We start from the raw sequence: 16,240 nt of genomic DNA on the forward strand, positions 1-16,240 counted from the left end.
ACGCGTCATGAAGCTCGAGATCCGCGCCACCGGCGTGAAGTCGTGGTTCCAGTACCGCTGCGAGCGCAAGCTCGTGTACGACTCGATGCCAACCGACTCGAAGCAGGACATCCCCATCGAAAGGAACCTGATAGCCGCATCGTGGTCTGACTTGGGGAATGAGTTCGAGAAGCGGGTGATCGAAGCGCTGAAACGGCGCCATCCTGGCCAAGTCCTCGGCCCTTCAGGTGGAGAGGATGGCGTCTCGGAGCAGCTGACGCTTGCCTTCCTTGGGCGTACCCGGAAGGAACGCTTCATTCACCAGGCATCGCTCAAGGAGACGCCCCGCCTCCGCGCGTTGTTGAACCTCCCGCCGGAGGTCTCCATCCGGCCTGCCCGGCCGGACCTGGTGGAGTTCTCCGCCCCGGACGGCCGCCCCACGTTCTCCATCATCGACGTGAAGGCCACGCAGGTCTCCACGGTGTTCCACAAGGCGCAAGTGGCGTTCTACTCGCTGATGCTGCGGTGCATGTTGCAGGAACGCGGTTTCGCTGGCGAGATGTCCCTGGAGGGGTGTATCTGGCACATGCCGCTGGCGGGGCAGGCGGAGCCGTGGGTGGAAAAACCCTTCCCTGCTCGTGGCTACGAGGCCTTTGTCATCGATTTTTTCCGGCGGACCGTTCCCGGCCTGCGCGAGCGGCACGTCGAGCGCGGGCGGGACGACACCTTCTTCCACATCTATTTCAAGTGTGAGCAGTGCGAGTACCTGCCGCACTGTGAGCGCTCGATCTCCGACGCGCGACCGTCCGAACAGTGGGACATTTCCGCCGTGCCAGGCCTGTCGCACGAGTCCAAGCGGGCCCTCTTGAACCTCGGTGTGCGGACGGTGGGGCAACTCGCGAGTGTCCGGAACCTCGCCGCCAACCCTGGGGCCTCCACCTGGGCGCTCAAGGCTCGTGGGCAGGTGCTGGTGGCGAGGGCACAGGCGCTGCGGGAGCGCGTCGTGTCTCGCCTCTTGGATCGGCACTCCTGGCTCATGCCGCCGCGCGTAGACGTCGCCATTCACCTTGTCGCGGACCGGGACCCGGTGGAGGGAAACCTCGTCGCGCTCGGCTGCCTCGTCGTACGCGACGGTCGCGCGCAACCCACGGTCGCTGTCATCCGTCACGGCGAGGACGAACTGCACGCCCTGCGGGAGGTGCTGGGCCGGGTCATCCAGGTCCTCACCGAAGTGGACGCCTGGAACGCCCGGCACGACGAGGTCCAGGGCCTCCATGCCCACCTCTTCCTCTATGAGCCCTCTGAAGGGAGCGATCTCCAGGAGGCGCTTGGGCGCCACTTGGCGGACCCTGCCATCCGCACCGGACTCCTCCACCTCATCCGGATGTTCCCTCCGGACGAGGTGCGGGCGGTGGAGCCCGAATACCGCGGCATCCATCACCTGCCCGCCACGGCCCTGAGGAGCGTGCTGGAGCAACTGTACGCGCTGCCGGTGAAGGTAGCTTACGAACTCGCCGGCGTGACGAGGGCGCTCGCGGAGGCTACTCCCCCGCTCACCACGCCCTATTGCCCGGCTCCTGGCTTCCAGCGCCGCTTCTCGTCGCGGCTCTCCGTCGACGTGGTCCGCGCACTGCGCCAGGGTGAAGGGGACGCCGAGGAAGTTCGGAAGGACGTGGAAGCCCGGCTCGCCGCCATGGACTCCCTCATGCGCTGGATCATCCGGGAGAACGCAGTGGCCGGTGAGCCGTTCCTTCGGCTCCGCAAGAAGCCGTTCCGGTTCCAGGCGCAGTTCGATCCGCTCACTGCCACGGACCTGGAGGTCCTCATGGCGCACGAGATGCTTGAGAACCGCGCCGCCCTCCTGGGTGCCCTGACAGAGCTGGCGCGGCCCGCCGACGAGCGCCGCGACCGCTTTCGCTGCTTGGCCAACCTCCAACTGGTTGGGACCTATCCGGACGGCGGCTTCTATCGGATGCGGTTCTTCGTCCCGCCCGAGAGCCGGCAGGCCGAGATCTCCTCGTCCTCGATCGGTCTCATCCTCACCGATGACGATCCGGACCTCCGGCTGGATCCGCAGCGCTGGCGCGAGGTGGCGGTGCGACTCTCCTCGGACCTGGAGAATGGCCAGCACGTGGAGGTGCGGATTGGCCGCAAGCAGCACGATGCCCCCGGCTTCGAGGCCATGCGCCGCCGGGTGGGGAAGGATGGATGGTTCCTGGACACCATCCACGTCGACTACAACACCGAACGGTCGGTGCGTTTCCTCCGTTCGCTGGCGGACGCGAGGCCCTGATGCCCAGAGAGGATGTGCTCCAGTTCTTCCGTGAGCCCCGCCGCTTCGCCGAGGCTGGGGTAGATGAGACGGCTCCCTTGTGGCGGGCGGCCCTTGAGGAGGTTGCCGTTCCCGCCGTCTCCGCGGAGGCGTTCCGGCCAGCGCAGCAGGCCGCGTGGCACGGTATCGCCGAGCACCGGGTGGCGCTCGTACTCGGGCCACCGGGGACGGGGAAGACGTTCGTTCTCGCCTGGATGGCACTGGGCTACCTGGAGCTCCGCCGCCGCCGCGGGCTGCCCTGCCGCATCCTCCTGACGGGCTTCACCCGCAACTCCATCGCCAACCTGCTCGGCGCCATGCACGAGAAGGTGCAGAAGCACGGCTTCGGCGGTACCACCTTCTGCTGGATGGGCTCGGAGCCGCCGCAGGAGATGCCGGAGGACATCCAGGTGCTGGACCCCGCGGACGCTGTGCCGCTGCTGGACCAGCCTCTCCTGGTGATGGGGAGCACCTCGTGGAGCTTGTACAAACTCATCGAAAAGGCGCGTCACCCGGCCGCCGACGGGCGGACAGCCCCCCTCTTCGACCTTGTCTGCATCGACGAGGCGTCGCAGATGGTGGTGAGCCAGGGACTGATGTGCTTGGCGGGCCTGGCCCCCGGCGGACGAGTGTTGGTGGCGGGGGATGATCGGCAACTGCCGCCGGTGCGTCAGGTGCACGAGCACGAGGTGGACGGCCGTCACATCGGCGGGTCCCTGTACGCCTTCCTCCGCGAGGCGCAGGTCGCCGAGTTCCGTCTGGACGAGACGTTCCGGCTCAATGCGCCCCTGGCGAGTTTCCCGTCCGAGCATTTCTACGAGGGCCAGTACCGTTCGGTGAACCCGGAGGCGCGGTTGCGGCTGCGCGAGGGGTGGGAGGAAGGACTCTCCAACTGGGAGCGCGAAGCCCTCGACCCGGCGCGGCCGGTCTGCATCCTGATGCACGAGGGGCCCGCGGCCGGGACGCACAATCCCTTCGAGGTCACCCTGGTGGCGCGGCTGACGCAGCTTCTCCGGGAGCGCCTGTCGCCGGAGGAGGGCGCGGCGGAACTCTCCGCCGGGACGTTCTGGAACGAGCGCCTCGCCGTCGTCTCGCCGCACCGCGCACAGAACGCGGCCATCCGGGACGCGCTGCGGGCGCGCAAGCTGAGCGACGAGTGCGTGGTGGAGACGGTGGACCGGATCCAGGGCCGCGAGCGCGACGCCATCATCGCCAGTTACACCGTGTCGGACCCCGAGTTCGCCCGGGCCGAGGTGGAGTTCATCTTCAGTGCCGAGCGCTTCAACGTCACTATCACCCGGGCGCGGACCAAGCTGATCCTCGTCATTGCCCGACGGCTGTTGGACGTCATCCCGGAGGACGAGGAAATCTTCGACGCCGCGCAGGCGATGCGCGAGTTCGTCTACTCCAGCGAGGAGCGCGGCCGGGTGCGAGTTCGTGGCCCGGACGGCGTGGAGTGGCCGGTCGATGTGCGGGTGCGGAGCTTCGACGACACGGAAGCCCTTCCCCAACTGGAGCCGCGACCGGACGACCGCCCCGCGCTCGAAACCGTCCCGAAACTCACGCCGCAACTGCGGGAGTTGCTCGAGCACATCCAAAACGTCGCTTTGAAGAATCAGTATGGGACCGCGGCTGACTTCGTCGTCGAGAAGAGCTTCGGTCGGAAGCCGGCACTCGAGGAGTTGCGCGCCCTTTGCGGGCAGGGCTTCGTCGCGCTGGAGCTTCGGCCCACGAAGAAGGGGACGACGTTCTGGGTCGCGCGCCCGCTCGTTCCGCCGCGACGCCCCTTTCCAGTGGATCCGGACACGGTCCGCGTGCGCATCGAAGAGGTCATCGAAGCTACGCGCTCCAAGGGGCGGTTCGCGCCCGCCTACGAGAAGGTCCGGGAGCGTTTCGATTGGGTGGGGCCGCAGGGAGAGGACCTGTTCGCTCCCGTCCTGAACGCCCTCCAGCAGGAGGGGGTCGTCCGGTCCGACGTGAACCCCTGGGGTCAGCGGACGATCGACTTGGTGGAGACAGCGACCATGGTGGAGGGGCCTCCTCCTCCCGTCGAGCCGATCGAGGACGGCGACTTCGAACTGCTGAACCGCCTGGAGGCATTGGAGGCGCGGCGGATCAACTTCGGAGTGTTCGAGCAGTGGACCACCCCGCGGGACCTGATCCGGACGCTGGATTGGGAGGAGGCGCGGGTGAGCGCGGCGTTGCGCCGGCTTGCCGAGCATGGCTGGGTGCTGCTGACCGAGGCGGGGCGCGTCCGGAGCCGCGTCGCGGAGCTCGCCCGAGAGGTGCGGTACGTCAAACAGCGCTTCCGCCAAGGAGACGCATCCCGGCGGCCATTCCTCGTGCGGGCGCTCAAGCTGGAACTGAAGGATCGCGACAAGCCAGTGCGCGACCGGCCGCTCTCGACTGTCGAGACCTCGCTCATCGAGCGGTTGAAGGGGCACCCCGAGGCGCAGCGTGCCGTCGCGGGGGTGGCCACCATGCTGCGGGCACGCTTCAACAAAGCGGATCCGGAGCTGGCCGGCTTCCAGGAGCGGGCGCTCGGGAGCATGGTCCCCGCGTGGCTCGGGCTCTCCACGGATGACACCTTCGTCATCACCGCGGAGACGGGCACCGGCAAAACGGAGGCGGGAGTCTTGCCGCTCATGGTGGGCGCGGCCACGGACGCGTTGCGTGGCGTACGAGGGTCGCGCGCGGTGTTGGTGTACCCGCGCATCCGGCTGGCGGCCAACCAGGCACAGCGGATCGCCGGCTATCTCGCGGCGCTCGCCCGCGTCCCAGGCATGCCGCTCCTGACCCTGGGTCTGCAGAACAAGGACGTCCTCGGACACTTCGGGGCTCCGGACGAGGAGAAGGGTTGGCGCCAGGGACCGGGCGGCGCCTTCTCCTTCCCGTTCTTCGCGTGTCCGGAAGGGGAGTGCAAAGGCAACCTGTGGCTCCAGCCGGGCGGTGGCGCGAACGGGGCGGACCTGCTGAGGTGTCCCCGCTGCGGCTGGGAGTTCGGCGGGTGGGTGGGCTCGAAGAAAGGCGTTGTCGAGCGTCCGCCGCATTTCTTCCTGCCGGTGACGGAGTCGCTCCATCAGTGGATGTTCACTCCCGGGCGCGGGCGCCTCTTCGGTGACGAGCCGCCCTACGCCGCGCCCCGGGCTGTCCTCGCGGACGAGATCCACCTGTACTCGCACCTTCACGGGGCCCAGGTGGGCTACGCGCTCCGGCGGCTCATCACCCGAACCGAGTTGAACCGGCGCGAGCACGAGGGCAGTCCCATGCCCACCCTGGCCATCGGGATGAGCGCCACGCTGAGCCGGCCCGACAAGGTCTGGGGGGCCCTGGGCGGGCGCGATCGCGTGGCCATCATCCGCCCAGAAGACGGAGAGCGCAGGCCCAACCCGCGGGGCCGCGAGTACTTCTTCTTCGTGCAGCCCGAGGTGGAGTCCCGCGGGCACGACATCGCCGGGGCGTCCACCTCCATCCAGACGCTCATGTGCCTGGCGCACGGCATGCGCCGGCGCTCGGGGGACGACGGCGGATTCCGAGGGATCGTCTTCCTCGACTCCATCGACAAGCTCAAGCGCCTGCACTCGGACTACGCGGACGCGGAGCAGGGCAACCGACTGGCGCGGCTGCGCACCCGCCTGTTCGACGACGATGCGCACACGGGTCTTCCCCGCCGCGAGTGCTGCGGCTCTCCCGACGCCTGCGACCGCTTCCGCCAGGGCGAGTGCTGGTTCTTCGCCGCCCAGGACAGCCGCCAGCGGACGGTGCGCGGCCTGTACGTGCCCGGTCGCGCTCTCGATGTCTGCGCGAAGCCCATCTTCTCGAAGACGGGGGGACGTGCCGACGAACTGATCCAGAAGAGCGACCTCGTCTTCTCCACGTCGTCCCTCGAGGTCGGCTTCGACGATCCGGAGATGATCCTCGTCTACCAGCACTACGCGCCGCTCAACCTCGCGTCCTTCATCCAGCGGAAGGGGCGCGGTGGGCGAGGGGCCGATGACCGGCCGGTCACCGGGGTGACGCTCTCTGCGTACTCTCCGCGCGACTCCTGGTTCTTCCGGCGTCCCAGGGAGATGTTGGACGCAAGCGGTTTCGAGGTGCCGCTCAACGTGGAGAACTACTTCGTCACTCGAGGGCAGGTGGTCTCTCTGGTCCTGGATCTTGCCGCGCGGAGGCAGTGGCGCCTGGGCTCCGCGTCGGGAGTGGACCCCCGCCTCCTGGCCGAGGTGGATGCGGTGGTCCGGACTACCTTCGGCGATGACGTGTACAAGCGGCTGGAGGTTGGTTCACTGGAGCAGTTGTGGCGAGAGGCCACGAGCGGTGTGACCCTGGTGCCGGGTGGAGGTCCGCGCAAGTGGGCGGAGGTCATTCCGTGGGTCCCCATGCTCCTCTTCCAATCGATCAACCTGCCGCTGCTCGCGGTGGGTTACGAGAGCGACACGGGTGAAGCGAAACAGGACTCCGAGGACATCACGCTCGCTTTCTCAGAGTGCGCGCCGGGCAACGTGACACGGCGGTTCGGCTTCCAGGTGGCGCACTGGATCCCGCCGCGGCCTGGCCGCCAGCCGTTCTGGAGGCCCCTGGGCCACTCTGGGGAATGGCCGGAGTTTAGCCCAGCCGGCAGCGGGACCCTGTTGGATGCACTGCCGTTGGAGGCCCGCCAGCTCGTCGGGGCGAGGCTGCACCCCCGGGTAGTGCGACCCACGTCGCTGGAGATGATGGGCGGAGGCCGGTTCGTCGGGACGGAGTGGCAGGGGGACTGGGTCTACGACGCGGCCCGGCGGGAGGTCCTTCTCTCCAAGGAGCCTTCGACGTTGCCGCGCGTGAATCCCAAGAGTCAGGGCCGGTTGCGTGGCTTCCTGTCCGTCGAGGTGGACGAGGGGGGCGCCGAGCGGCGGCGGGTCCGGCTCCTGGGCTTCCTGACCCCCGAAGTGGAGGTCTTTCGCGGGACGTCCGCCCGCGGGAAACGCACCGGGTTGAAGGTGGCCCGTGTCTTCTGGGGCGCTGACGCGCGGCTCGTGCTGGAGACCGCCGACCGCAAGCGCGAAGAAGCCTACGTCAGCCAGGTGTTCGTCCACCCGGACGACGAGAACCTCCCGAGGGAGGCTGATCGCAGGACGCTCCTCCACGGCTACGAGTTGGAGACGGAGGGCGTCCGTGTTCGGCTAGATGGGGCCGTGTTGGGTGACTTCGTCCGGGCGGAGAGCGCGAGGCTCGAAGTGGAGCCCACCGAGTCGAAGTGGTTCCATGGTCAGTTCCTCCGCTACCTGCTGATGAGCCGGGGGGCCTCTGCGGGGCTCAACCCCTACCAAGTACGCCAGATCGCCGATCTGATGGTGACGGCCGCTGCATTCGAGGGCTTCAGCAAGGAGCTTCAGAAGCTGCTGCGGCGCTGGAATACCGAACTGTTCGCGAAGCTGCTCGAGAACGTCTTCCAGGGACACCTGCGCCAGCACCCGATGCTGACGGCACAGCGTCTCGAACGCCTACGGGAAGTGCTCGCCTCCGCCGCATTCCAGCAACTCATCGAGCGGGCCTGGCGCGACGTGCGTTCGCAAGAGGCCTTCGCCGGCTACCTGCGTTCGGTAATCGTGCATGGGCTGGCCATCCGCCTGGAGCAGGCGTTCGTTCGCCACGGGCGGGGCGACGAGCGGCGCGTTCTTTTCCACGTCAAGCTGCCCGTGCAGTTCGAAAGAGGAGCGGAGGACGTCATCACCGTGGCAGAGGACGGAAGCCACGGGGATGGCACCACGCGCACCTTCGTGGCCCACCTGGACGAGGCGGCGGCGGATCTGGCACCGGAGCTGTTGGCGGACTGCCCGAACGCGCGGGAGGATCGCTTCGTGGCGGCGCTCGTCGGCCGCCCGGCGGCGGACATTGCCCGTTGGCGCTCGTGGGACCCGCGCGACGAGCGGCGTGTCCGGGAACTCGCTCGTGAATTGGGTGTGGACCTCGACGTGGACGCCGGGCCCTTCCAGGGCGTGCTCCGCCTCCTCTACGGCTCTGAGGAGGTGGGCGGTGACCGCTTCGAGCTGTTCACGCTCTACCAGGAAAGCCAGGCAGTCGGCAGCTCGCTGACGCAGGAGATGGGGCGCGATCCCTCCGTCTGGGAGCTGGTGGGGACGATGGTGGCTCGGGCGGAGAGCGGGGACGCGCGTGCGATGGAGTGGCGCCGGCTGTTGGAACGCTACCGGGCGGTGGAGGATGCGGTGCAGGAGGAGTCGCTCAGTGCGGAGGCGCGGCTCGCGGACCAGGCGTACCGGCTCAGTGCCCGGCTGTGCGTGGACGGCTGCCAGGCGTGCCTGCACACCGGCAGCAGCCTCATGGATGGGGACATGGCGGAGGTGGCGGTGAGCCGCCGCCTGCTGGAGCGGCTCGGAATCTTCCTTCGCAGCCGCGCTACTCCAGGCTGAGCTTGAACAGGCCGAGCGCGTTCTGCTCGGCCAGCCACTTCTGAAGGTCCGGTGTGAGATCCGCGAGCGTCGCCCTCCCTTCGGTTACCTGGATGAGGAACCGGACCCTGTCCGCGTCCGTCCCCACGCCCGCAAGCTCCCGCTCCTGGGTCTGGCGTTCGGCGCGGCGGCGGTCGAATTCTTCCCGCGCCGTCTGCGCGGGGAAGCGCTGCTCTAGCGCGAGGCCGGCCTGGGCGGTCTGCACCATCCGCCGGGCGAGTTCCGCCTGACCGGGGAGGCGCTGGAGCGCCTTCGCCAGCTTCGCGGGGGGGTCGAACTCCTCTCGGACGCGGAGGCTCCAGGCGGCCCGGAAGCGGCCTTTCACCTGATCCACGCGCATGCCCACCGTCTGCATCTCCATCCGGATGAGCTGGAGTTCCTCCCGCGTGGGATTCTCGCGGGCGAGTTTTCCGGCGGTGACTTCCAGCGCGTCCAACGCAGTCCTCACCTCCGCCGCCTCCGTCGGCGTCAGCTTCTTCGCGACCAGGGACCCCCAGCCCGCCAGTTGCTCCAGCGTGGCCAGCGACTCGGCTTTCTCCCGCAGGGCACCCACCGCCTGACAGAGTGCGTCACCGAACTGCTCGGCCTGCACCGCACGCTGGAAATCGCCACTATCCAGGGCCTGCTCCAGCGCCCTCAAGGGGTCCAAGGGCGCCTCGCCGCCTACCACCACTCCGATCGTGTGGTCAGCCATGTTCGCCTCCCGTGGGACGCAGCGCTTCACGGATGGCCTGGACCGCCGTCCGCAGCCGCGTCCCCGCCTCGTGCACCGTGCTCAACGTACCGCCGCTGGAGACCCCAGCCTTGTCGAGGAGCGTGCCAACGTGGCGGCGCAGTTGCGTCAGCGCCTCGTTCGCCACCTGCAGGCGGTCCACCATGAAAACCAGGTCCGCTGCGGGCGCTCCGATGGCGAATGCGAGTGCCTCCGGCGGAGCGAAGCCCTCCACCTCTCCTGGGTCTATTTCCGACAGGAACACCTCCAGCCTGCGCATGTCCGGATCGCTGGCCTCCAACAACTTGCGGCCGCGGAGCTTCGCGTATACCTCGCTCCACCGTTGGACGTATTGGAATGGGAGGTGTGCATCGAGTTGGCGCAGCCGCGCGACGACGTTGTCCGCGCTCTTCAGCCAGTCGGGGAGCGAGCGCCGGTGGGTGATCTCGTCCAGCTTCTCCACGTTTCGTAGGATCCGGTTGCGCTCTCCCATCGCGGCGGACTTCAGCCGATCGCTGACGTACGGCGCGTCCTGGGCGAGTTTATCAAGGAGATCCGAAATCTTCGGATCCTCGGCGGGCGACGGATCCAGCTCCAGCGTGCGAGCCAGTCGGATCAGGGCGGGAGCCACCTCTCCCGCGGCGGCGAAGAACTGTGCGCCCCCCTTCCTTCCCTGCGGCAGGCTGGCGAGTTCCCTCAATGCATTGCGTACGTCCGAGCTGGTCCGGCCGACCTTCACCACGATGTCTCCCCAGCCCTGGATGCGGTGGTCGCCGCTCGCCCCGGCATCCGGATCGTACTCATCCAGCAGCGTGTTCCACTGGACGTGGAAAGGATCCTGGGGACGATGCACGCCGCGCAGCCACGCGCGGGCGAGCAGGAACTGCGCGGCCGTGGCCATGGGGGACCACCGTTGGCCGGACTCCGTGAGCGGGACGCGACGGCTCACGTGGGCGCGCGCGAGCTCTGCCAGCTTCCTCAATAGGCGCGCGTACGTCCGCCGGTAGCCTTCGCGGTCCGCCTCGGAGAGATCCTCGTCCCGCGTGCGCAGCGCGAGGAAGGACTCCAGGCCGAGCCAGACCCAGCGCTCGCGCGGGATCTCGAAGTGCTTGAGGGTCGTCTTGCGCGCGCCCGCGAGCACCACTGTCTCCTTGGTGAAGAGCTTGTCCTCGAGGTGGGGATCCAGCCCGAGCGTTCGCCAGGGGAGGTCCTCGAGGATGACGGCCACCTGCTCGCTCCAGAAGCCCTGGTCTTCGAGCTTCTCTCCCTGGGCCCACGCGGCGAGTTGGCCCGAGCGCACCTGGAACTGCTGTGCGTTGACCGTTGCGGCACGCGGAGGCTTCGGGCCACGGGGAGGCTTCGGGGAGACGGTGGCCGGCTTCTTCTCCTTTACATCCGGGCCGGGGGGAGACGCCTCGGGAGCGGGGGAGGCGGTGGACTCCGGCGGGGGCTCGCCCCGTACGGATGGCGGCTCCGCCACTGGGGACGCCTCCGACGAGGTGTTCCCAGCGTCCCGCGTCGCGGCCTCCGGCTTGTCTACCTCGCTGGGGTCGCCAAGCCAGGGCAGTTCGAAGGTCTCGAAGATGCCTCGGGGAATGCCGGCGAAGGTCGTGGCGCCGTCTTCCCTGCGCTGTGTGGAGGCATTGTCGCGCTCGCCCCACCAGGCAATCAGGCGGCGCAGGCGCTCGGCCGTGTCGCGATCCTGAACCTTCGCGGCGACGATCAGACCCAGGCGGCCGATCAGGTTGCGCTCGTTCTTCGGGAGGTTCTCGCTCTCCATCTGGGGCGGGGGGAACTCGCCCCGGGTGACGCTCTGGGGAGCCAGCAGCACCGGCCCGAGCACGCTCTGGATCATCCCGCGCGGCGTGTGCAGTTCCTCGAGGCCCTTCGGATGCTCGAGCCCGGTGTACATGCGGTCGATGGCTGCCTGGTTGAACGGGTACAGCCCCACACCTTGGTGCGCGCCGAACCGTGGGTGGCAGGTGGGTCGGTACGGGCACTGGTCGCAGCGGTTGTAGACGTCCGTCCAATCCCGAGGCGGCCGTTGGTCTATCCGCGCCACCCCCGCCCGTGTCGCGCGCAGGTAGCGCGCCGCGAAACGGACGCGCTCCTCCGACGTCCTCAGCGCCATCCCCTGGAAGCTCTTCTCCCCCTTCTCTCCGAACTGGACGTGGAACGTGATGCGCTGGCGCAGGTTGGCGACGTCGAAGAGCTTCTGGAAGAAGTGCGGCGTCACGCCTGCTACCGTGATCAAGTCGCACAGCGAGCGGTTCGTCTCCGTCTCGCTGCTGGCGATCATCACGTTCATCATCTGGTCTTCGACGCCCTGCACGCTGGTGATGTCCTCGAGCAGCAGCACCAAGCGCTTGCCGCGCAGCGCCAACTCCTGCCGCAGCCGCATGAACGCGTTCTTCAGGGCCTGCCCGCTCACGCCGAGCAGGTCCTGGACGGCGTGGTTCAGGCGGGCGCGGAGGGCGGCGAGGAGGCGGCTGGTGTGCTCGGCCTTCGCGCCCAGTTCCTCCACCACCTGCTCTAGCTCGCGGCCATCCGACCGTGCCCGTTCGATCGCATCTGCTTCCTTGAGGAGCTGGAACTTCGCCCGGACGGCGGTGGGACTCAGCCCCTTGACGGGCCGGACGAGCGAGGCCAGTTCGAGCATGTCGGAGACGGTGAACTCGGCCACCTGTGAATTCCGCTCGCCGCCGAGACCGCTCAGCGTCTCCAGGATGCGCCGAGGCGCCGTCCACTTGCCGCGCGTGGCCGGCGCGTCCATCAATTCGTGGTAGTGCCACTCGTCCGCCCAGTCCGCGTGGATGGGGGCATCCGTCTCGAAGTACTCCTTCCTCAAGCTGTGGGCCAGCTTGCTCTGGAAGTCGAGTGCCCGGCCCGCCAGTGACGTCATCCGCGCTTCTCCCAGCCCAGCGAAGAAGCCCCGGAGGTCCTCCGGCAGCTTTTCGCGCAAGGCGCTCAGGGCCTCCTCCAGGCTGCCCTGGCTCCTGGGGATCAGCACCAGGATGTCTTTGTCCGTTTTGGGCCAATTGAGGGAGAGCCAGCGGATCAGGTGCGACTTGCCCGAGCCCGGCTCACCCTCCACCACGCAGAGCGCGTGTCGGAGCTCGGGGCGGGTGAGCGCCTCCCGCAGACCCTTGTCCGAAGGGCGTTCGACCCACGCCTCCCGGTTCCCGCTGACCGAGAAACCCTCCAGTGGCGCGTGGACGGCCATGAAAAGGGAATGGCTTCCCGCCAGCGCCTCGGTCCTGAGGACCGCGTTCGCGTCCTTCTCATCCCAGCAGGCGTAGCGCTGGAACGTCATGCCTGACCTCCGATGAGCTCCACGGCGCTGAGGGCCTGGATTTCATGCGTGGGATCCGGGGCGAGCCGGGTGGCGCCCACCGTGTCGCCGCGCAGGTGGAGCCGGATCCGGCCGTCGTCGTGCAACTCCCGGAGCACGTCGCTGAGGACGACCGTCAGCCGCTGGGTGGTGCGTCGCCAGCGGACCCGGTTCATGGCCTCCTCGAAGAGCGTCCCGCCGTCCAGGTAGGGCATGCGGCGGGCGAGCGCCCGCAGGAAGTCACCGGGGTCGAGCTCGCGCCCGACACCCAGCTCCTGACCGAGACCCGGGAGTTCCCGCTCCAGCCGGACGGTGGGGTGGGGGAAGAAGGTCGGTAGGACGAGCCCTTCCCACCCCAACCCCAGGTAGATCATCCAGGGCCGCCACGCGGTGCTGTACTTGTCCTTGTTGAACACCTTCTGCTGCTGGGGCTCATCGGCTGGCCGCGGCAGCATGATGTCGATGTGGTCGGCCAGGCTCTCAACGGTCTTCTGCGCGATCCAGGAGGTCCCTTCCTCACGCTCCGTCAGCACGACGAACAGGGCGTAGACCTCCAGCATCACGCGGTCCTTCTCCGAGGGATTGTCCCGCAGCCGCGCGTGGACGAGATCGGCGAAGGCGGGAGGATCGGAAGAGACGGAGGGAGCGTCCAGCAAGAGGAGGTTGCCATCATCGCGGATGAACCCCAGGCTGCGCGCGCTGCCGATCGTCTGTTTGGCCGCGTCCGTGGAGTTCTTCTCTCCACGGAGGATGGAGGGCTGGAGCCAAGCGACCGTTTCGTCATAGCCGAGCCGTCCACCGTGGGCTTCCAGCAGCTTCAGCAGGGTGTGGACGCGCTCGGGGCGACCCATGGTGTCCGTGAGCAGACTCATCTCGCCTCAGTCCTTCCACTCATCCAGTTGCGCCTCCGACAGCGGCGCGCGATTGGAGACCACCTGGCCGACGGCGCGGCCTCCCAGGCGGAGCCCAGGCTCCGCCACGACGAACAGCCCGGGGCCATCCAGGTGTTCCTGGAGGGCGACTCGGAGCGCCTCCTCGTTGCTCCGCGCGTCGGGTCCTCCCGCCCGCATGATCAGCGCGGTTCGGACCCGGGCGGGCCGCCACTGGCCGGCGCGGGTGCTCCCAGTGAGGTAGGGGAGCTCGAGCACGAGGCCTTCGAGGTCCTTGGACGCCGAGAGCACGCGCGCGAACGTGGGTCCGGTTCCGGCGGGTACCACGAATTGGCGCACGTGCGCGCGCAGAAGACGCCGGACCAACGTGTCCACCTGCGTGAAGTCCGGAGAGTCGGCGTGGACGAGGATGCGACCGGTATGCGTGGCCGGCGCGGTGGAGGGCCACAGGGCGTCCAGGCCGCGGAATTCAAAGTGGCTCGGGTGTGGGGCGTCCTCCGCCCGGCAATATGGGCAGCGGCCGCACGGCAAGAGCGGCGGCGGGTCGGCTTCCACCAACTCGAAGACGGAGCACAGCATGCAGCCTTCGTCCCGGTTCTCCAGTGCCTGGCGGAATCCATGGTGCCGCTGCTGCGCCTGTGCCACCTCCTGTTGCCGCTCGGCGAGGAATTTCAGCAGCCGCGTCCGGGCCTCTTCTCCGGTGTCGAGGAGGACACCGTCCTTCACGTCGAGCGTCCACTGGTCGCGGTCGTCCTCGATGGAGAGCACCTCCACCGCGCCCTCTCCGTACCGCTGCAGTTGGTTGATCAGCGACGCGTTCCATTGACGGTTGTAGGAACCCTCGCCGCGTCCGGGCCGGGGGAGGGTGATGTCCACAGTCATGCGCGTGTAGCCGGTGTCCGGAGCCGTGCGGAGGCGGCCATGGCGTCGTGCGTCCGCGACGAGTGCCCACCAACGCTCCTCAGCCTTCTCGGTCCTCATCAACTGGCCCAGGGACATGCTTCTCGCGAGCTTCTCGTCCCCCTGCGTCCACAGCAGCAGCGCGAGCGCCTGATGCCCATCCCGGCCGGCCCGGCCGATCTCCTGGTAGTACCGGGCGGCGTCCTCCGGCAGGCAGGCATGGACGACGGCGCGCACGTCGGTCTTGTCGATGCCCATCCCAAAGGCAGCGGTGGCCACCACCAGGTCCAGCTCCCCCGCGCGCCAGCGGCTCACCACGTCGCCCCGCTCGCTCCCGGTCGTCTCGCCGGTGATGACGGCCAGGCGCGTGTAGCCGCGCTGCCGGAGCTGCCGGGCGATCTCCTCCGCGTCCCTCGGACGGGTGGTGTAGACGAGCGCCGGCCGGGGCAGGACGTCGAGAACCTGGAGCAGGGCGGCATCGCGTCTGGCGGGATCGCTGAAGTCCTGGACGGCGAGGTCGAGTTCCGTCCGGGGGCATCCGGCCGCCACGGGCAGGAACGTGCCGGCGCCGTATTGCTTCTCCAGCAGCGCGTGCGCCTCGGTGCCGAACGTGGCGGAGAGCAGGACGGTGCGCAGCGCCGGGTTCTTATCTCGCAGCGCCTGGACGAGGCCGGGCAGTCGCTGGAAGTCCGGCCGGAAGGTGCGCCCCCAGCTCTCGATGATGTGCGCCTCGTCCACGAAGAGGCCCTGGAGGTGTCCCCGCAGGACGGAGCTGCGTTCGGAGGAGGGGCGGGCCGCCTCGAGCAGCGCCTCCCGGGCGGACGTCAGCGCCATTTCCGCCGACATGAACAGGAGCGGCACCTCGCCCCGGCGGAACCGCAGGAGCAGGTCCTCCCGGGCGCTGTGGGAAAGCTCCCCGACGAGTGCTGCGCTCCCATGCAGTTCCGGATCCTCTTTCAGCACGTCCGCGTGGGCAAGCGCGAGTGCGACGGTGGGCACGATGACGACCGCGCAGGGACTGCTGTCCTTTGATTGCTCTCGCCACCTGAGGGCCCCCAAATGGAACAGGAGGCTCTTGCCGCCTCCAGTGGGCATGCTCGCGAGCAGCGTGGCGCCCGGTGGCATCGTCAGCAGCGCCCGGAGGGCGGCCTTCTGCGTGGGATTCTGGTACTCGGAATACCGCGAGAGCCGGAGGAGGGCGCCGTCCGCGACCGTGGGTTGTCGGAAACGGCGGAGCATTGGATCCAGCTGGAGGATGTCCCGCAGCGCCTCGGCCAGTTCCTCGGGGACGTGCTGGAGCCGGTCCACCGGCACCAGATCGAACGAGAGGGAGGGCCGCGCGCCACGCCCCGGGCGAACCGAGAGGCCGAACCGGTGCAGCCACTCCGGTTGGCGCTCTCTCGGGGAGAACTCCGCCTCGGGGAGCGTCAGGTGGCCATCGCACAGGCGGACGGCTTCTCGGAGCATGACGCCCCGGTCGGCGTCTTCCCTCCGTGACCGGGTGAACGCCTCGAGGGTCCGTGACAACGCGCCGTAGCGCCAGGCGAGGGCCTCCACGCCCGGAGACGCGTTCGCTTCCTCTCGAGCGCGGTGCGCCCTTGCCTGGGTTTCGGCGATCACGGCGCCGATGTCAGCGCAGTCGGGGAAGTCCCAGTCGCTCACGTTTTC

The 16,240-nt window shown here is 68.6% G+C and carries 6 protein-coding genes; 2 read left to right on the forward strand and 4 right to left on the reverse strand.

Annotated features, from left to right (window positions below; all coding sequences use genetic code 11):
• Positions 1–7: 7 nt before the first annotated feature.
• Together Q664_RS31165 and Q664_RS31170 are read left to right on the forward strand one after the other, a co-directional pair.
• Positions 8–2,272: a PD-(D/E)XK nuclease family protein gene (locus Q664_RS31165; RefSeq protein ID WP_043403740.1), complete on the forward strand. Its 2,265-nt coding sequence runs from the start codon at positions 8–10 to the stop codon at positions 2,270–2,272.
• The gene (locus Q664_RS31170) at positions 2,272–8,700 is read left to right on the forward strand and encodes an AAA domain-containing protein (protein ID WP_043403741.1); all 6,429 of its coding nucleotides are present in this window, start codon (positions 2,272–2,274) and stop codon (positions 8,698–8,700) included. The genes Q664_RS31165 and Q664_RS31170 overlap by 1 nt, the downstream gene beginning before the upstream one ends.
• Here the strand turns inward: Q664_RS31170 and Q664_RS31175 are convergent.
• The 4 genes from Q664_RS31175 to Q664_RS31190 are packed head-to-tail and all read right to left on the reverse strand — an operon-like array spanning position 8,687 to position 16,234.
• Positions 8,687–9,433, reverse strand: a complete 747-nt coding sequence (locus tag Q664_RS31175) for a hypothetical protein (RefSeq protein ID WP_043403743.1) — start codon at positions 9,431–9,433, stop codon at positions 8,687–8,689. The two genes, Q664_RS31170 and Q664_RS31175, sit on opposite strands and share 14 nt — an antisense overlap.
• Positions 9,426–12,764, reverse strand: coding sequence for a hypothetical protein (locus Q664_RS31180; RefSeq protein ID WP_043403747.1), 3,339 nt, complete (start codon positions 12,762–12,764; stop codon positions 9,426–9,428). Before Q664_RS31180 ends, Q664_RS31175 begins: the two co-directional genes overlap by 8 nt.
• On the reverse strand, positions 12,761–13,654 hold the full coding sequence (locus Q664_RS31185) for a hypothetical protein (RefSeq protein ID WP_043403748.1): 894 nt from the start codon (positions 13,652–13,654) through the stop codon (positions 12,761–12,763). The genes Q664_RS31180 and Q664_RS31185 overlap by 4 nt, the downstream gene beginning before the upstream one ends.
• Before the next feature lie 6 nt (positions 13,655–13,660).
• A complete protein-coding gene (locus Q664_RS31190) occupies positions 13,661–16,234 on the reverse strand; it encodes a helicase-related protein (RefSeq protein ID WP_160174537.1) in 2,574 nt (857 codons plus the stop codon).
• Between the last annotated feature and the right edge of the window lie 6 nt (positions 16,235–16,240).

It is taken from the genome of Archangium violaceum Cb vi76 (assembly GCF_000733295.1).
Taxonomy (GTDB): domain Bacteria; phylum Myxococcota; class Myxococcia; order Myxococcales; family Myxococcaceae; genus Archangium; species Archangium violaceum.